Origin of the sequence: Rubripirellula tenax (genome assembly GCF_007860125.1) — a bacterium.
In the GTDB taxonomy this organism is placed as follows: Bacteria; Planctomycetota; Planctomycetia; order Pirellulales; family Pirellulaceae; genus Rubripirellula; species Rubripirellula tenax.
Genome location: NZ_SJPW01000001.1, coordinates 34,296 through 51,905, shown reverse-complemented (window position 1 = coordinate 51,905; position 17,610 = coordinate 34,296). Strand labels below are relative to the sequence as shown.

Annotated in this window: 14 protein-coding genes; 9 read left to right on the top strand and 5 right to left on the bottom strand. The window is 57.2% G+C overall.

Annotation, left to right across the window (positions count from 1 at the left end):
* Positions 1-151: 151 nt before the first annotated feature.
* Positions 152-1,033: a serine/threonine-protein kinase gene (locus tag Poly51_RS00210; RefSeq protein ID WP_146455031.1), complete on the top strand. Its 882-nt coding sequence runs from the start codon at positions 152-154 to the stop codon at positions 1,031-1,033.
* Positions 1,034-1,043: 10 nt separating this feature from the next.
* On the opposite strand, the gene hemG is transcribed toward Poly51_RS00210, so the two are convergent.
* On the bottom strand, positions 1,044-2,453 hold the full coding sequence (gene hemG, locus Poly51_RS00205; protein ID WP_146453347.1) for a protoporphyrinogen oxidase: 1,410 nt from the start codon (positions 2,451-2,453) through the stop codon (positions 1,044-1,046).
* Complete coding sequence (locus Poly51_RS00200) at positions 2,450-3,760, bottom strand: hypothetical protein (protein WP_146453346.1); 1,311 nt, start codon at positions 3,758-3,760, stop codon at positions 2,450-2,452. Before Poly51_RS00200 ends, hemG begins: the two co-directional genes overlap by 4 nt.
* 229 nt (positions 3,761-3,989) lie before the next feature.
* Here Poly51_RS00200 and Poly51_RS00195 point away from each other — a divergent pair, with 229 nt between their 5' ends.
* Positions 3,990-4,958 (top strand): ferredoxin--NADP reductase, encoded by a 969-nt coding sequence (locus Poly51_RS00195; RefSeq protein WP_246114178.1) that lies wholly within the window; start codon positions 3,990-3,992, stop codon positions 4,956-4,958.
* Between the two features lie 108 nt (positions 4,959-5,066).
* On the top strand, positions 5,067-6,341 hold the full coding sequence (locus Poly51_RS00190; RefSeq protein ID WP_146453345.1) for a glucose-1-phosphate adenylyltransferase: 1,275 nt from the start codon (positions 5,067-5,069) through the stop codon (positions 6,339-6,341).
* Positions 6,342-6,467: 126 nt separating this feature from the next.
* Here Poly51_RS00190 and Poly51_RS00185 read toward each other — a convergent pair whose 3' ends face one another.
* Entirely contained in the window at positions 6,468-8,606 is a 2,139-nt protein-coding gene (locus Poly51_RS00185) for a preprotein translocase subunit SecA (protein ID WP_146453344.1), read from the bottom strand.
* 260 nt (positions 8,607-8,866) lie between these two features.
* Here Poly51_RS00185 and Poly51_RS00180 point away from each other — a divergent pair, with 260 nt between their 5' ends.
* Together Poly51_RS00180 and Poly51_RS00175 are read left to right on the top strand one after the other, a co-directional pair.
* Positions 8,867-10,417, top strand: coding sequence for a BBP7 family outer membrane beta-barrel protein (locus tag Poly51_RS00180; protein ID WP_146453343.1), 1,551 nt, complete (start codon positions 8,867-8,869; stop codon positions 10,415-10,417).
* A 210-nt stretch (positions 10,418-10,627) separates the two neighbouring features.
* Positions 10,628-11,518 (top strand): aldo/keto reductase, encoded by an 891-nt coding sequence (locus tag Poly51_RS00175; RefSeq protein WP_246114177.1) that lies wholly within the window; start codon positions 10,628-10,630, stop codon positions 11,516-11,518.
* Positions 11,519-11,525: 7 nt separating this feature from the next.
* Here the strand turns inward: Poly51_RS00175 and Poly51_RS00170 are convergent, their stop codons facing one another.
* Both Poly51_RS00170 and sufU read right to left on the bottom strand, forming a co-directional pair.
* Positions 11,526-12,812, bottom strand: a complete 1,287-nt coding sequence (locus Poly51_RS00170; RefSeq protein WP_146453342.1) for an aminotransferase class V-fold PLP-dependent enzyme — start codon at positions 12,810-12,812, stop codon at positions 11,526-11,528.
* Positions 12,809-13,258: a Fe-S cluster assembly sulfur transfer protein SufU gene (gene sufU, locus Poly51_RS00165; RefSeq protein WP_146453341.1), complete on the bottom strand. Its 450-nt coding sequence runs from the start codon at positions 13,256-13,258 to the stop codon at positions 12,809-12,811. Before sufU ends, Poly51_RS00170 begins: the two co-directional genes overlap by 4 nt.
* A 178-nt stretch (positions 13,259-13,436) precedes the next feature.
* Between sufU and Poly51_RS00160 the strand changes: the two genes are divergently transcribed.
* Genes Poly51_RS00160 through Poly51_RS00145 form a run of 4 tightly spaced genes read left to right on the top strand, consistent with a single transcriptional unit; the run spans position 13,437 to position 17,565 of the window.
* Complete coding sequence (locus tag Poly51_RS00160; protein ID WP_146453340.1) at positions 13,437-14,081, top strand: hypothetical protein; 645 nt, start codon at positions 13,437-13,439, stop codon at positions 14,079-14,081.
* A gap of 12 nt (positions 14,082-14,093) precedes the next feature.
* Complete coding sequence (locus tag Poly51_RS00155) at positions 14,094-15,440, top strand: lipopolysaccharide biosynthesis protein (protein WP_146453339.1); 1,347 nt, start codon at positions 14,094-14,096, stop codon at positions 15,438-15,440.
* Positions 15,433-16,458, top strand: coding sequence for a DMT family transporter (locus Poly51_RS00150; protein ID WP_146453338.1), 1,026 nt, complete (start codon positions 15,433-15,435; stop codon positions 16,456-16,458). The genes Poly51_RS00155 and Poly51_RS00150 overlap by 8 nt, the downstream gene beginning before the upstream one ends.
* Before the next feature lie 42 nt (positions 16,459-16,500).
* Positions 16,501-17,565 carry an isocitrate/isopropylmalate dehydrogenase family protein gene (locus Poly51_RS00145; protein WP_146453337.1) on the top strand — a complete coding sequence of 355 codons (1,065 nt, stop codon included), beginning with the start codon at positions 16,501-16,503 and terminating at the stop codon, positions 17,563-17,565.
* Positions 17,566-17,610 lie beyond the last annotated feature (45 nt).

Below are 17,610 nucleotides of genomic sequence, written 5' to 3'. Positions count from 1 at the left end.
GCGGGTTGTTCCCGGTTGTGCCGACAACCGGTTGCATCGATCGACCCGGTGGTGTCGAAAAAGGTGGGGATGTCGGACCTAGGTTGACGATCAAACGCGGGGTGGCACTTAGGGCCACGTGAATGTTCTACCGCGATTGAATGGGTTGCCCGTGGCTGAGTCGTTGAAGGTTTTCCGGAGTGATGACGGTGCCGCGGCCTCGCTTCGTGTGGGTAGTCGGTTGGACAAGTACCGAATCGTTCGCCGACTTGGTGAAGGCGGCTTCGCGACGGTTTACGCGGCTCAGGACTTGGTCGAAGACCGCAAGGTCGCTTTGAAGATTCCGCACAATGCTTATTCAAGCAACGAGCAGTCGCTTGATGATCTGCAGCGTGAAGTGCGAATCATGGCCAAATTGGAGCATCCGTCGATTCTGCCGCTCAAGGACGCCCGAGTCATCAACGGACACTTCGTTGTCGTCTTTCCATTGGGTGACGAGACGTTGGGCGATCGGCTGACGCGACGATTGTCCAGGGCCACCGCGATGGACTACGCCGTCCAAATGATCAGCTCGGTTGCCTATGCTCACGAAAAAAATATTCTGCACCGGGACATCAAGCCTGAAAACTTCATTCTGTTTCCCGACCAAGTGATCCAGTTGACGGATTTCGGATTGGCACGGATCGAACGCGGCGACCACGACGTGTCGGGGTCAGGCACGCTGGGCTACATTTCGCCCGAGCAAGCGATGGGAAAGCCGACCTATCGCAGCGACGTGTTTTCGCTCGGTCTTGTCATCTATCGTTTGTTTGCCGGCGATATTCCCGAGTATCCGTTTGATCGAATGCCCGGCTACAACCGACTCCGCCGCGGTTTGTCCAAGGACTTTGTAGACATGATTCGCAAAGCCATCGACCCCAAACCAAGCAAGCGTTTCCGCGATGCGGTGGCGATGCACAATGTGATGTCAAAGATTCGCTATCCGTTGACGGACCGATCGGTTTCGTTAAAGGGATCGGCCGTGGCGTCCTCGTACACCCGTCGCATTGCCTGATCAAGGCAGATCATTTCTTGGCGATCGACAGGGCTAGTTTGTCGGCCGCGCGGATGACGGGTGCGATGCCCACGCCGCCGAGTCCATTATTGATCACGCTCAATCCCGGCACGGACTCGATCGATTCACGGATCTGTTTCACGCGTTCGTTGTGACCGACGTGATACTGTGGCATCGCATGGTTCCAGCGGACGACGCGTGTGACAATCGGTTCGCCGGTCAATCCGATCAGTTCCGCAAGTTCTTGTCGCACCATAGCGACAATTTCGTCGTCGCCCTGATCCAGCAATTCCGGTTGCATCGCGCCGCCGACGAAAACACGGACAAGCGTGTGTCCATCCGGAGCGCGACCGGCGAACTTGTGACTGGCAAAACTGCCGGCCAGGATTTTTCGGTTTTCGGATAGCGGTACGACGAATCCGAACGTGTTGATGTCACGTTGAATATCCCGGTCGCGAACTCCCATCACTACGATTGCGGTGGAAGCTGACTCGATCATCGCCAATTGCTCGGCGGCAAACGGCGCGACCGTTTCCACCAACTTGGCCGCGACGCGAGGCGGCGTAGCGACGACCACATGATCAAACGTCAAACGTTCGCCTGCTTGGGTGACGACATTCCAACGATCATTTTCGGGTACCAGGTTCTTGATCGGCAAGTTCAAGCGAACCGAGGTTTGCGGCAGCGCGTCGGTCAGCGAGCGGATCAGTTCGATCATGCCACCGGCGAAGGCGCGAAATTGTCCGTATCGGGCGCCGGTGCTTCCGCGTTCAACGTTGTCTTCACCCGAGCGACGTCGGGCCGCAGTTGCGCGGGCGAGCGACCCGAATTGCCGCTCCATTTCCGCGATCGGGCCCATCGTGGCCCGCATGCTTAGCTTGGTGATATCGGCCGTGTAGATGCCCGCCGACAAAGGCGCGACGATTCGATCGAGCACTTCGTGGCCCATCCGACGACGCACGAACGCTTCGATCGATTCATCAAAGTCGTCTCGTCCGACTTCTTCGCTGGATCCGACGAACCGTTCGCAAAGAAAACGCAGCTTTCCCAGCGGCGATAACAGCGGCGTCGTCAGCATTGGCAACAGCTTCGTCGCGCGCATCAAGACGAAGCCGTCAGGAATTGGGACCAATTTGCCGTGTCGAACGATCCGGGCCCCGCGACGGTCGCTTTGCGGCAGGATTAATTTGTTTTCGACGCCGAGTCGGCGGCACAATTCCAATGCGTCGCCCGGTTTGGTCGCAAACATGTCCGCGCCGTGATCGATCAAGAACCCATCGACCGATTCGGTGTGGATGACGCCCCCGGTCCGGTTGCCTGATTCGAAAACGGTGACCTCGATCGTGGGGGCGACCAACCGCAACGAAACAGCCGTCGCCAGACCCGTCAGCCCCCCACCGATGATGGCAACGCTTTTCAACGTCCGCCTTCCATTTCAGCGCGTTGCCGGGCCATATCTTCGGGGTCGTAGTCGTTCATCATCATTTCTTCTTCGTAGCTATTGGAATAGCCGTTGTTTCCATAGGGCGAACTGCCGGTCATGCTAAGTTTTTTGCCCAGCATTCCACCAATCCAAGTCAAACCGGATTCCAAGGTTTGCGTCGACGTAAAAATGCTTTCCATCGCAAAGTGGTATTGGTCAGCAGTTGATGCGGTCGCCATCGGTCCGGTCATCGATGCCAGCGACGATGTGAACGGCATCACAGCCGACAACAGCGTCGCGGCAGGTTCGTCGGCAACGGATTGTTTCAACGAGGCGACCGAGGTCGTCCAATTGTCGGCCAACGACTTGGGAACCCAGTAGCCTTCGACCTTGGTAAATGTGACTCTCGACTTCTTGCCGCCCTGATCAATCGAAACGATCGCCGTGTCGTCTTTGGTCGAGTCCACGGTGACGGTTCGCGAACTCAATCCGCCGACGTCGTTAAACAGTTGTGCGATGTATGAGGACGACGCCTTATCGAAAGTGCTAAGCCATTGATCGAATGGCTTCGAACGCAGTTGGTTCAAGCTGGTCACGTCGGGGGCAAGTCCCATCCTTAGCGCGCCGGCCAACGTCATGACTTCTTCGTTCACGGTATCGAATTCGGATGGCGGAAGATTCTTGATTCGCGGGCTGGACAGGAACCAACGTTGTTTGGTGACGATCAAGTCACCCAGTTGATGCAATGTCCCGACGGTGGATTGCCATGTTTCCGCGTCCATCTTTTCGGCCGCTGTTTTGACGATCTCATTCACGTCTGCTCGATAACTCGGTGGCAGCGCGTCATAGATGGCTCGGACGTGCCCATCGCGAACGGACGATTCGATCTGTTTCAACCAAGCATCGACGGTCGTGTCCGCGGTGGGCAAAACATAGGCCGGTGCCGGGGGCGGCACGGGGATGGGCGTGGGCGCCGGCGCCGCAGCCTCGATGGCTTGCCCCTGGAGTTCGGCGACGCGTTCGCCGCGAGTCCGTTTGAGTTCGCGGCTGAGTTGTTGAGCCTGGATCCGGCTCTCGCTGCGCAGCGCATTCATATTAACGCTGACGCGGTTACCGTTTTGCAATTCCAACATCACGTTGTCACCCCACATTCCGATCATGCGAGCTTCGATCGTGCGCGTCCCACGCAAATCCGTCCAAGACTCGGCACTGGCCGTGGATGAACCGATCGTGGCCATGCCGAAACCCGCACAGGCAATCCCGGTGGCAAGAAAACGAAGTCGTTTGAATGGAAGGTTTAGCATTTCAAGATCTTATTCGAGCCATGTGCCAACGGTCGAGCACCGACGGGCTTGGGGGGAGGTCGAGCCATAAAAAGCAACTGGGAGGCGACATCACCTCCCGTGCAAACCAGTATATTGAGAATGCGACTCGAATGCGGCCAGCGACAGTGACTTTCGCCAAGTCTTTGCCGCGGCCCGAAAATCGATGTCGTGCAGGGACGTTACGGAACCGATCCGCGGAGGATGAAACTTGAGCGACACGATTGAACCGGCTCAGCTGGACGCCGAAGAGGCCGAAAGTCTGCGAAAGACACATTACAACGCAACCGTCATCGAGCGGATCGACGTCCATGACGATCTGGCCCGGTTCCGCATTCGGCCCGACGAACCGACTGTACCGTTTGATCCGGGGCAATACGTGGCGATCGGAATGGGCAACTGGGAACCCCGATTGCCCGGGACGCAAACGGAAATGGTCCCCGAGAACAAACTTCGCAAACTGGGCCGACGGGCGTATTCGATTTCCTGCCCGTTGCTCGATTCGGCGGGAGTGATAGCGCCGGTCAACTCGATCGACTACCTCGAATTTTATGTCACGCTGGTTCGCCGCGCCGATGACGAACACAAAAAGCCACCGGTGTTGACGCCGCGCTTGTTCATGCTGGACGCGGGGGGCCGGTTGGAACTTCAACGCAAGATCACGGGGCACTACGTGTTGGGCGAAATTGACCCTGGCGATACTGTGTTGATGCTGGGAACGGGTACGGGCGAAGCACCTCACAACGCCATGAGTGCCCATTTGTTGGCCAACGGTCATCAAGGCAAAGTGATCAACGCGACCAGCGTCCGCCAGCGGCGTGACCTCGGTTACGCGAAAGAACACGCGTTGCTGATGAGCCAGTACGCGAACTATCGCTACCTTAGTTTCACGACGCGCGACCCCGAAAACCTGGACCCGTCGCATCCGGGCTATGTCGGCAAGCAATATCTCCAATCGCTCTTCACATCGGGGCGCTTGGCGGAATTGGCTGAAGATCCGCTATCGCCTGCGAACACCCACGTGTTCCTGTGTGGGAACCCGTCGATGATCGGATACGTTCCTCCGGGCGCCGATCCGCCTGCGACGCCCGGCATGCTACAAGTTCTGGGCGATGCCGGATTTTCGGATGAACACGATTCGATTGGCGCCGGATCCATCCGTTTCGAGAAGTATTGGTAAACGTCACGCATCGCTGCTTTCGGCAGCGACGCGGCCCCGTTAAAACAACCGCGTTGGCGACGCGTCGCCGCATCCTCATCAAGATTCCACCACCAAGAGAGCCGCACGATGGACCTGTCGAAAACGATTGCATTAATTTTGGGTGGTGGTCGCGGTACACGACTGTTCCCGTTGACGAAAATCCGCGCCAAACCTGCTGTGCCATTGGCCGCGAAATATCGTTTGATCGACATCCCGATCAGCAACTGCATCAACAGTGGCTTGAATCGAGCCTATGTGTTGACCCAGTTCTTGTCCGAGAGTCTTCACCGGCACCTGCGACAAACGTACACCTTCGACCACTTCAGCGGCGGATTCGTTGAACTCTTGGCCGCTCAACAAACGGTCGACGAGGGTACCGATTGGTATCAAGGTACGGCCGATGCCGTCCGAAAGAACTTGGTCCACCTGGAAGAGGATTGGATCGAGCATGTGTTGATCCTGTCGGGCGATCAACTGTATCGCATGGACTTTCGCGAGATGATGAAGACGCACATCGAATCGGGCGCCGTCGCCACCATCGCAGGCATTCCGGTGTCTCGCAAAGACGCATCGGCTCTTGGCATCATGCAGGTCGATGACGACGGACGCGTGCAGGGCTTCGTCGAAAAGCCAAAGACGGACGCCGAACTCGACCTCGTTCGTATGGATCCGGCTTGGATCGATGCACGCGGTATCCCCAGCCAAGGCCGCGATTGTTTGGCCAGTATGGGTTTGTACATCTTCAACAAAGACGCGATGGTGGATCTGCTGCGCAACAGCGACCACGAAGACTTTGGCAAGGAAGTGTTTCCGGCGGCGATCAAGTCACACAAGGTCCAAGTGCACTTGTTCGACGGATATTGGGAAGACATCGGTACGATTCGCGCCTTCTACGAAGCCAACCTTTCGCTCGCCGGAAAGAATCCGCCGTTCGATATCCGAAATCGTGAAGCGCCAATCTACAGCCGTCCGCGATTCCTGCCACCAACGATCATGGGCAAGACCCAAATCCACGGCAGCTTGATCGCCGACGGTTGCCGCATCGGTGACAACGTGACGATCGAAAACAGTGTGATCGGGTTGCGATCGGTGATCGGCGACAATGTGACGATCAAAGACACGGTCATGATGGGCGCCGATCACATCGAAAACAGAGCTTCGAGCAAGACGACAGTCGGCATTGGCGACGGATCAACGATCATTGGAACGATCTTGGACAAGAATTGCCGCATTGGAAAGAATGTGACGATTGTTAACGACAAGAATGTCGTCGACTTTGGCGAAGAAGAGTCGGTGCAGATTCGCGACGGCATCCCAATCGTGATCAAGAACGCAACGATCGAAGACGGGTTCGTGCTCTAAGATCGATTTCGGATCGCCCTGCGTGGCCGTGCGACTCTGTTCGCAGGGTGTACGGTGGTCTTTCGTAAGCTGCTTTGCAGCTTACGTCCCGCGAGCAGAGTCGTGGATCCACATCGGGTTGCCCGGTTAGTCTGGTGTGTCCAGATACGGATCTTGGCCGATTTCACGCTGCATTTTCTTGCGTTCTTTTTCGTGGTGCATCAGCACCATCCGGTCGCGGAAGTGTTTGCGTTCGACCTTCCGCTGGGCTTTCCGGAACAAACGGGCCAGCCGGTCGACGGAACCGGCGGTGGCGGCGCCCTGATCTTTCAATTGGTCGGACTTCTTGATACCCAATCCTGTTTTCAAGATGTCGTCATCGAGGGACAGGTATTGGCGATACGATCCACTGTCGCCTTGCCGGCCGCAACGCCCAATCAATTGCCGGTCGATCCGAGCGGCATCGTGCAATTCAGTACAAATCACGTGCATGCCGCCTAGTCGTTCGACACCGTCGGACAATTTGATGTCGGTTCCCCGGCCTGCCATGTTCGTTGCCACCGTGACGCGGCCATGACCGCCCGCGTCAGCAACGATCTCGGCTTCCTGGGCGACGTTATTGGCGTTCAGCACTTTGTGTGCGATTCCAAGGTCGTCCAGTTTCCTCGACAACAACTCGCTTTTGTCGATCGAGCGGGTTCCGATCAGGATCGGCCGACCGGTGTCGTGGATTTCTTGGATTTCCTTGACAATGGCTTCAAACTTTCGTTCCATCGTGCCGAACACGCGGTCGGGCATTCGCTTCCGCTGAGGCGGCTTGTTCGTGGGGACTCGCAATACCGGCGTTCGATAGATCCGTCGCAGTTCGCTGGCGCTGGTTGCGGCCGTACCTGTCATTCCCGCTAAATGCGGATAGCGAAGAAACAAGTCTTGAACGGTAATACGCGCCGCTTGGCCAGTCGGCACGCTGATTTCGATGTTTTCTTTTGACTCGATCGCTTGGTGGATGCCGTCCCGCCACTTTCGCCCTTCGGCCAAACGACCGGTGAATTCATCGACGATCACGATCTCGTCGACGCCTTTGTCGCCCGGCCGAACGACGTATTGGCGATCCAGAATGAACTCGCGGTGCACTTTGATCGCCCGCTCGGTGTATTCGTAAAGATCCACCAAGCCCATCGTTCGCACCAAATCCGGCTTGGGGAGTGCGCGAACTTTCTGGCGTCCGCGCGACGTCAGTTCGATCTGTTTGGTGTCAGGATGGATGGTGAAGTGCTCTTCCTGTTCGTATTGGGTGGCCGTATCCGAAGCCCAACGGTACGTCTGGACGATTTGGTCGCGGACGTTGTCTTCGATGCTGCCAATGATCAGCGGCGTCCGCGCTTCGTCGATCAGAATGCTGTCCGCTTCGTCAACCAAGCAGAAATGCATGCCCCGCATGACGATCTCGTCACCGCTGCCGCCAAAACCGCCGCCGCCATCGCCTAGCATTTCCGTTTGCAGTCGGTTTTGGGCTCGCAGCAACAGCCGGTCGCGCAAAAAGTCGAAGCCGAATTCTTTTGCCGTGCCGTAAGTGATCGCCGCGGAATACGATTTTCGCCGAGACGTTTGGTCGTCGGGCGTTTGGATGATGCCGACATCGACGCCCAACATCGCAAACAGGGGCTCCATCCATTCGGCGTCCCGCTTGGCCAAGTAATCGTTGACGGTCGCCAAGTGGGCGCCCTTGCCGGTCAACGAGTGCAAGTAAAGCGGCAGTGTTGCGGTCAACGTCTTGCCTTCGCCCGTTTGCATCTCGGCGACGTGCCCTTCAAACAACGCGATCCCACCAATGATTTGGACGTCGTAGTGACGCATGGCCAAAGCCCGACGCCCGGCTTCACGGACCAACGCGTACGCTTCCGGCAAAATGGCCGTCAATTTCTCGCCCGCCATCGCCCGGTACCGAATCGCGAGCGAACGCTTCCGCAGATCCGTATCGGGTTCCTTCATCAACACCGACTCGAATGCGTTGACTTGGGCGAGTTGGCGTTTCCAGCGAAACAGCTTCGGCCGGAATCCTTGCCGCGACAAAATCGACAGCGTCCGTCCGGTGTCGTTGGACCTTCGCTTGTTGGCTTGGTCGTCCGAATTCGCGGCCGGTGGATCGGGGGCGGTTGGATTGGGTGCAGGGGCGCCCGCGATAGCAGGCACGTCGGCATCGATCAGTTCACCGGAGCGCGGCGGAGCAGAATCGAGCGGTTCGGGCTGTGAGGGCGTCTCGGAGTTCGTTTTTCCAGCCGACATCGGTACCACTTCGTGAAAAACGTTGAAAAGTTGACGGCAAAGTGAGGGTGAAAAACCTCGTTCAAGGCTTCAAATATCGTGAAACATGCATTCTACAGCAACCATTGGAGATACTAGGCAAAGCTTGACGCTTTCGGCCGTCAAGGTAGGCAATTTAGACGAGGTGTTCTGCCTCTGACGACCGTGCTGCATATAGCGGTGGATTCAGTCGATCGTCTTATACCAGTCAATCAGTGTTCCCGGACTGTACGAGACGTTCTATGAAAACGAAATTTAAGAAGCTGGCTCTGACGGCAATGTTGCTCTCAAGTTCTAGCATGGCGATGGCAGACAACGGTACCTCGATCATCGGAGATCTTCCCGGTTACGGCGAAGATGCTTACTTTGATGAAGACGCCGCTTATGCCGATGAACAAACCTTCGAAGCCGACCAGTCGGTCGCTTACGATAACGAAGAGGCCGCCGAGCAAATTGCTCCGGTTGGTCACACCGAACGATCGGTGGTCACTCGAGCCCCGCGTCGACGATCGGTTTCAACACCGGCTCACGCAGCGGCCTACACACCCGTCCAAGCATCCCAGCTGCAACCAGTCACCTACTACGGCGATGACTGTGGTTGCGGACCAAGCGGTGGAGCTTGTGGCGTTGAAACGATCAGCATGAACGACTGCGGATGCGGTTCGTCGTCTTGTGGCGGCGGATGCGGTGTCGGGCGTCGAATGAATCAAATGTTTAACTCCTGCGACACCAACGCATGGGCTTCGCTCGAAGCATTGTTGTGGTTCGTCGAACCTCGCGATACCGCACCGTTGGTGCTGGGTGCACCGACAGGTACTTTGCCGTCCATCGGACAACAGGGCGTCACAACGCTGTTCGGCGGCCAAGGCGAAAACGAATTGTCGGCCGGCTTCCGAGTTGACGGCGGTGTCTGGTTGTCGGACCATGTCGGAATCGGCGGTCGATTCTGGATGCTCGACGACAGCGGTGACAGCTTCAACTACAACGGTAACGGCACCGGACCTTCGGTCGGTCGATCGTTCTTCAACACCAGCCCTGGTGTTGCTGGCGAAGATGCGATTGAAATCAATCAAGCGGGTCGGTTCCGAGGCAACTTGCAAGCGGAAAGCTCGTTGGACATCATGGCGGCTGAAGCCTACGCACGATTGCGTTTGGGACGCGGCCAGCACTGCAACGTGGACTTGATCGGCGGTTACTCGCACTTCAACATCGACGATTCGTTGAGCATTCGCAGCGAAACGATCAACCTGATCACCATCGGCGGAAACCCGGCCGGATTGTCGCGATCGTTTGTCGATCAATTCGACACCGAGAACGAGTTCAACGGTGGTCAAATCGGTTTCGATATGATCATGCAACGCGGTTGCTGGACGGTCAGTTCGTTGACCAAGGTGCACTTGGGTAACATGAACCAGATGGTCAACGTTCGTGGATCGAAGACACGCGATGAACGATTCGTCGGTTCCAACGTGGCACCCGTCACGCAGGCCGGTGGTGTACTTGCCGGTGTCAATCCGAACGGAACTCCCGTATCAGTTGAACGCGACGTGTTCGCCTTCGCTCCGGAAGCCAACTTCAAGATCGGATACAACTTTCGCAAGAACGTTGCCTTCACTGTCGGCTACAGCTTCATCTACTTCGATAACGTCGCCCTGAACGGTGGCACCATCGACCGGATGGTTGACGGCGTGAATGTTACGGACTTCACCAACCCGACATTCAACGGCGTCAACGATGGCGACGACGGATTGTGGGTCCATGGTCTCGACCTGGGCGTTGTCATCGACTTCTAAGCGGCGAATATCGTCCGGCGGCTCCGACTCGAAAAGCAGTCCGGAACACCGCTTTGGAGTCGCCACACGCGAAAATAACCATTTGAAGCTTGGCGGAAATGTCCGCCAAGCTTCTTTCGTTGGTGATTTGCGATTGATGACGGACGGCGTGCAACTGATGATGGAAGCCCTTTGCATCATCCGCCGTTAGCCTTCAAGAATACGATCCGCATGTCATCTCCCGTCATTTTCGGTCTCTGGCCCCTCGCCGGCGTCACAACCATCGGTGTCACCTCCCAAGACGCTGACGCGACGATGACCGCGGCCATCGATGGCGGCATCACAGCTTTTGATACCGCGTTCAGCTACGGCTACGACGGCGAGAGCGATCGACTTCTGGGACGCTACCTCCGGGGCGACCGCGATCGGTTTGCCGTCACGGGCAAAGTCGGCCAACGCTGGTCGGCTGATCGCAAGCGAGTTGTCGATGGGCAACCCACGACATTGGTCGCCGATGCCGAAACATCGCTCAAGCGAATCGGAATCGAAAAGTTCGACCTGCTGATGTTGCATTCGCCCGATCCGAGTGTCGCCATCGAAACTTCAGCGGAAGCGATGGGCGATCTGATGAATCGCGGACTAGCGGTTCGCGTCGGTGTCTGCAACGTGGACGAGGACCAGTTGCGACGTTTCTCCGGTGCAGTCGCATGTTCGTCGGTCCAGTGCCCGTTGAATCTGTTGCAACGGCAATCGCTAGATCACTTCATTCCCGCGGCCGCAAAGGCCGGGTACGACGTCCACGTTTATTGGGCGTTGATGAAGGGTCTGTTGGCCGGACGAATCGCTCGCGATCACGTGTTTGCCGAAGGCGACAGTCGGCCGAACTATGAAGTCTTCCAAGGCGACGCTCGATCGCACGCCCACGATGTGCTGGACAAGATGCAAGGCATTCGCGAATCGACCGGCAAAACGATTGCCCAATTGTCGATCGGCTGGGCGGCTTCTCAGCCCGGCGTGGCGGCGACATTGGTCGGAGCTAGACGTCCGGAACAAGCAGCGGAAATCGCCGCTGCGACGCGGTTGACCGCCGATGAACTGGCAATGCTTGACGCAATCGTCTAGGCGAGGCTCAGCTTCGTTTCTGGCGTTTCCGTCCCGATGGGGCGAACTTCTTTTGGACTTCAACGATCGCTTCGACCAAGCGGTCGGCTTCTTCGATCGTGTTGTAGAAGTAAAAGCTTGCTCGCGCCGTTGCGGCCAAGTTCAAATGATGATGCAAGGGCATCGTGCAGTGGTGGCCGGCTCGGACGGCGATGCCACGCGTATCCAAGTGCTGGGAAACGTCGTGAGCGTGAACGCCGGCAATGTGCAGCCCGATGATGCCGCCTTTTTTATCGGGTGTCGGGCCGACGATTCGCACTCCGTCGATTTGACGTAGCTGGGATTCGGCGTGTTCGCACAAAACATGCTCGTGTGCGGCGATGCGATCGAGTCCCACCGCGGTGATGTACCGCGTCGCGGCTGCCAAACCAATCGCTTCGGCAATCGGTGGCGTGCCAGCTTCGAACTTCTCGGGCAGCGCCGCCGACGTGAACCCCGACGTCGTCACGTCGCGAATCATGCCGCCACCACCCAAGAAAGGCGGCATCGCGTCGAGCAGCGACTCTTTTCCGAAAAGGACGCCGATGCCCGTCGGCCCGCAAATTTTGTGACCACTAAACGCGACAAAGTCGGCATCCCAAGCTTGCACATCGACGACTTGGTGCGGCGCCGCTTGAGCCGCGTCGACGAGCACCGTTGCACCATGGTCGTGAGCCAACTTGGTCCACCGGGCGACCGGGAAAATGGTTCCCAGCGTGTTGCTGGCCGCCGTCATCGCAAACATCTTTGGCTGGAACCGTTGCAGCGCCGCCGAGACGACTTCGTCGTTGATTGTATAGTCGTCGTTGATCGGCAAGAACTCGACACGGCATCCGCTGCGCTGGGCCAATTGGTGCCAGGGAACGATGTTGGCGTGGTGTTCGGCAATGGTCAGTAGGATGACATCACCGGGCCCCACGGTGGCATCGCCCCATGATCGTGCGACCGTGTTGATCGATGCGGTGGTGCCGGCGGTGAAGATCACCTCGCGCGCCGCGGCAGCGTTCAAGAAGGCGGCGACAGACTCTCTCGCTTGTTCGTACGCGTGCGTCGATTCTTCGCTGAGAGTGTGAATACCGCGATGAACGTTGGCATAGTACGAACGGTAGCAGTCGTTCATCGCTTCGATGACCGCTGCCGGACGCTGAGTACTGGCAGCGTTATCCAAAAATGCCAGCGAAGCGCCGCTGGCGACGCGACGTTCCAAAATCGGAAAATCGGCGCGATAGACGTTAGGGTCAAAATCGTTCGCGACGGCGGTGGCGGTCGGCGTCATGATTCTTCGCCCAAACTTGGACCGCCAAAACTGGCGCCGTCCTCACCATTGGTTGCTTCGCCGGGGCTGCCGACGGGCGAATGAACCGCGGTTTGCAAGACTCGCCAAGACAACAAACAGCATTTTTGCCGGTTCGGTGTCAGCTTGGGGCCGAAAAGTTCCAACATGTCGGTGGCCGAAAACTGCAGCACTTCCTTCAGCGACTTGCCTTCGATTTTTTCGATCAACATCGACGCCGATGCTTGGCTGATCACACAACCTTGGCCGTCAAACCACGCTTCATCGATCTTCCCATCGTCCGATAACTTCAAATCGATGTGGATCACGTCACCGCACAGCGGGTTCTTTCCGTCGTGGGCATGAGTCGCCGACTCAAACGGACCCCGGTGGTAGGGGTCTTCGTAATGGTCGAGAACGTGTTCTTCGTAAATATCTTGTTCGGACATCGCTATGGAGATCACGGGGTGATGTAGGCGGGAAGCAATTAAGTCTATGTTTGTTGTCAAAAATGGTCAGCCCCCCTCGCGCCCTGACAGGCCAGTACATCAGCCTACTAGCTACTGGCGTCGGCATCCCTAGGATGGGCCGACGTACTGACGCCCCCCTCGCCGAAAGATATTGCTGATGCGCGATAAGATTCACGAATCGGTCGGATTCCTGCGTTCGACTGCCATTGGCGGACTCTTTTTCCTCCTTCCGTTGGCGGTAACGCTGGGGTTGTTGGGCCAGGTCTACAGCATCGTCTCGGCGGTCGCCGTTCCGCTGGGCGATTCGCTGCCCGAGTGGGTTCCCGTCAACACGGCGACCGGAATCGCGTTTTTATTCTCGGCGTCTGTAGCGATCATCGTTTTCGCATGTTTCTTCGCCGGCGTGGTTGCACGACGGGCGATCGGGAAAAAGTTTTCGTCGACGATCGAGAAGCAACTGATCACGGTCTTTCCCAAGTATGCGATCTACAAGGACTTGTTGGCGGGAAACTTGAAGCACGACAGCGGCGGCCCATCGCTGAAGCCAGTATTGGTCACTTGCCCCGAGGGCTATCGTATTGCGATGGAAGCCGATCGTTTGCCAAGCGGATTGGTCGTCGTGTATTTTCCGGGCGCGCCCGACACTTGGATCGGTCATGTCGTCTTGGTACCGGCCGAACGAGTTCAGTCGACCGATTTGGACTTCAACGAAACGCTCGGTTTGTTCGAACGACTCGGTCGCGATTCGCGTCCGTTTCTCAATCCGATCGAAGGCATGATCACCGGTGCCGAATCGAAGTAGACTGGATGGCCCTTGAGCCACGCCCATGAAACCCTGCCGACACCCGACAACATTATCAGCGATATCGCAACGGACGACACGAACGCCTTCGATTTTGCCCCCGTTTGGTTGATCATTTGCAACGTCGTGGGTGTGGGTATTGGTTACGCCATCACGATCGTGCTCGCTCGGAATCTGCCCCAAGCCGATTTCGAACAATACATCGGCGCGATCGCCACGCTGGGGTTGTTGTCGTCGTTGGGCGAAGCCGGCTTTGGCAAGTTTGGGCTCAAAGCGATTCCGCAATACGTTGCGTCCGATCGAATCGATCGCCTCTCGGGCTACGTTCGATTCGCCATCGCGGGCACGCTGTTGACGTCGTTGGTTTTGGCGTTGGCGGCCACGTCGGTCGAACATTCGATCCGATCGGGATTGTCCGAACGGGTGATGGATCTGGGCTTGGTGTTCTTGCCCGCGATGGCGCTATTCGGAGTCGCAATCGATTTGATGCTGGCGTTTCGATACGCGTCGCTGGCGACGACGATCGCCCGAATCGCGGTGCCGATTGTGACATTGGCCGCGATCGGCTGGGTGGCAAGCCACGACGGGATGTCGGCCCGAAGTGCGGTCGTTTGTTTTGCCGGCGGCAGCCTGGTTGGCATGGTCGCATCGACGGCCTGCGTCGCTTGGATCAGTTTCCGACACACGCGATCAAAAAATCCGCGAGTTCCACCGACAACCAACGTGAAGTCATGGATCCTTGAAGGCGTCACTTACATGGCGTTCGGGTTCTCGGTCGCGTGGTTTTTCCGCGCCACGTTGGTGATCGCCCACCACGTGGAACACATCGAAGGCCAAGTCGCGCTGCTGGGGCCGGCCATGGAAACCGGTTGCTTGATCCTGCTGCTTTCGAAGTCCACCGACAAGTACTTTCAACCGACGATGTCCGAGATTCTGACCACGAACGACTACGCCAAAGGCGTCGTGATGAAGCGTCGGCGCCATCGTTTGTTGGCAATCGGGATCGCGATCTTCATGACGACCGTCGTCGTGATGGGTAAACCAATATTGGGGCTTTACGGCCAAGAGTATCGGTCGGCCTATGCGGCGACTTGCGTCATCGCGGCCGGTTCGAGCGTGTGGACGTACTTTTCGATTGCGCCGATCTTTTTGCTGTTCGCCAAAGAGCGGCGGCGACTGCTGATCAACCTGCTCGGGCATGCGGTGGTCATGGGCGGGCTAACGATCGTTTTGTTTCGCACTTACGGAGTCCTTGGCGCGGCGATCGCGTACTGCGTTACGGTGACTTCACTTTCTTTAATCAATGCCAAGATGGCGAATCGCCGTCTGGACCAAATGCAATCGGTGAACCATGTCTGATCGTCAACGCGCGGTCATCGTATTGATCATTGTCAATGCGATGTGGGGCGCGACGTTTCCGATCATGAGGGCGTTGAACCTACAAGTCGACGATCACTTTCCCCTAGCCGAAGGATCGGCTTGGCTGCGGACGGCATCCGCCGCATGGATGATCTCCATCCGTTTCGGATTGGCTTTGGTGATGTTCGTGATCCTTTTTCGCAACACGATGAAACGGGTTGGCAAGCCGCACCTGTTGGCTGGAATCGCGCTGGGATCCTTTTTTTATTGTGGACTGCTGTTACAGGTCATCGGACTCGGTTCGATCTCGGCATCCCGAAGCGGCTTTTTGACCAGTTTGGCCGTCGTATTCACGCCGTTGTTTTCAACCGTCATTCGGAAACGATTGCCACGAAGGACGGTGATGGCGGGTGTGGCATTGGCACTTGTCGGCGTGACGGTGTTGACCGAAATGGTACGGGTTCATCCCGGCGGCGTATCGCTTGCCTCGGACGTGATGGAGCGATGGTCTTGGGGGGACTCTGTAACGATTGTCGGCGCACTTTTCTTCAGCGCTCAGATCATTCTGATTGACTACTTCGGCAAACGCTACGAATCGATCGCCTTTACGCCGGGCATGTTTGCAACGGTAACGATTTTGGGCGCCATCACCTTTGCCGGTTTGAACGTCCGTGGGCCCGAAACCGCGATCCAGGCGTCTTGGGTCGACCTGATCGTTCAGCCACAATTCTTTGGCTTGATTGGGATTCTTGGTATGTTTCCGTCCCTGTTGGCGTTCGCTTGGATGAACAAATACCAACCCTTTTTGTCTGCGACACAGGCTGCGGTGATCTACACGACCGAGCCATTTTTTGCGTCGACGTGGGCAATGTTTCTGCCCGCCGTGATCGCGGGCAGCTGTGGGATCGCATACGCCAACGAAACATTCAGTTGGCCTCTGTTGATCGGCGGCGGTTTGATTCTTGCGGCCAACGTTTTAGCACTGTGGCCCGAACCACGCCGTGACGGGATCGGTTAGCATGGGTGACCATCACTTCAAACCCAGGAAATCGGTCGGACAATGAGCAAACGAACTTTCAAGATCGCAGTTTTGGGAGGCGACGGAATCGGCCCTGAAGTGTGTGACGAATCAGTGAGATTGCTTCAAGAGGTCGAGCGGCGATTGGCCGGCGTGGCCTTCGATTTTCAGCACCACAGCGTCGGCGTTGGTGAATACCAACGAAACGGCAACGCGTTGCCCGATTCGACGTTTGCGGCTTGCCAGTCTTCGGACGCGGTGTTGTTGGGAGCGATGGGGCTGCCCAACGTGCGATACCCCAACGGGAAAGAGATCGCGCCTCAGCTTGACCTTCGCGAGCGTCTGAAACTCTATGGCGGCGTGCGACCGATCCGTTTGTTCAACGAAGCCGACACGCCGCTGAAAAACTTTGGCGCCGGCGAGATCGACTTTGTGTTGGTTCGCGAGAGTACCGAAGGACTGTTTTACGGTCGCGATGCGGTGCTCGATCCGGACGCCGACGAAGCGTTCAACACGATGCGAATTTCACGCGAATGCACCGAACAGGTGTGCCGCTTGGCGTTCCAAATCGCTCGACAGCGCGACGGGATGAAAAAAGTGTCGTTGATCGACAAGGCGAATGTGTTGTCGTCGATGGTTTTTTTCCGCAAGGTGTTCGACGAGGTTGCCCAAGAGTTTCCCGATTGCGAAGCCGATCATGTTTACGTCGATGCATCGGCATTGTTTCTGGTCCGTGACCCCAAGCGGTTCGACGTGATGGTGACGGAGAATATGTTCGGTGACATCCTCAGCGATTTGGCTGCGGGTTTGGTCGGCGGAATGGGCATGGCGCCATCGGGCGACATTGGCGATTCGGCGGCCGTGTTCCAACCGTCACACGGATCCGCCCCCGACATCGCCGGTCGTGGAATCGCCAATCCGATCGCGATGCACTTGTCGGCCGCGATGATGCTGGACTGGTTTGATGACGACAACTGCAAGGTCGGCGCAAAGATGATTCACGCTGCAATCACGCGAGTCCTAGCCGATGCCTCCAAACGCACGCCCGACTTGGGTGGAAGTCTTTCGACGTCGGAAATGACCGACGAGATTCTGCAAGCGCTTTGATCGTTTCTGATTTTCGCCCCTGAGCGTCCCCGTCAAACAGCAATA

Coding starts and splice junctions, on each gene's coding strand:
- Poly51_RS00200 (WP_146453346.1), bottom strand. CDS start 3,760: ATGCTAAACCTTCCATTCAAACGACTTCGTTTTCTTGCCACCGGGATT.
- Poly51_RS00190 (WP_146453345.1), top strand. CDS start 5,067: ATGGACCTGTCGAAAACGATTGCATTAATTTTGGGTGGTGGTCGCGGT.
- Poly51_RS00185 (WP_146453344.1), bottom strand. CDS start 8,606: ATGTCGGCTGGAAAAACGAACTCCGAGACGCCCTCACAGCCCGAACCG.
- Poly51_RS00180 (WP_146453343.1), top strand. CDS start 8,867: ATGAAAACGAAATTTAAGAAGCTGGCTCTGACGGCAATGTTGCTCTCA.
- Poly51_RS00175 (WP_246114177.1), top strand. CDS start 10,628: ATGTCATCTCCCGTCATTTTCGGTCTCTGGCCCCTCGCCGGCGTCACA.
- Poly51_RS00170 (WP_146453342.1), bottom strand. CDS start 12,812: ATGACGCCGACCGCCACCGCCGTCGCGAACGATTTTGACCCTAACGTC.
- sufU (WP_146453341.1), bottom strand. CDS start 13,258: ATGTCCGAACAAGATATTTACGAAGAACACGTTCTCGACCATTACGAA.
- Poly51_RS00160 (WP_146453340.1), top strand. CDS start 13,437: ATGCGCGATAAGATTCACGAATCGGTCGGATTCCTGCGTTCGACTGCC.
- Poly51_RS00150 (WP_146453338.1), top strand. CDS start 15,433: ATGTCTGATCGTCAACGCGCGGTCATCGTATTGATCATTGTCAATGCG.
- Poly51_RS00145 (WP_146453337.1), top strand. CDS start 16,501: ATGAGCAAACGAACTTTCAAGATCGCAGTTTTGGGAGGCGACGGAATC.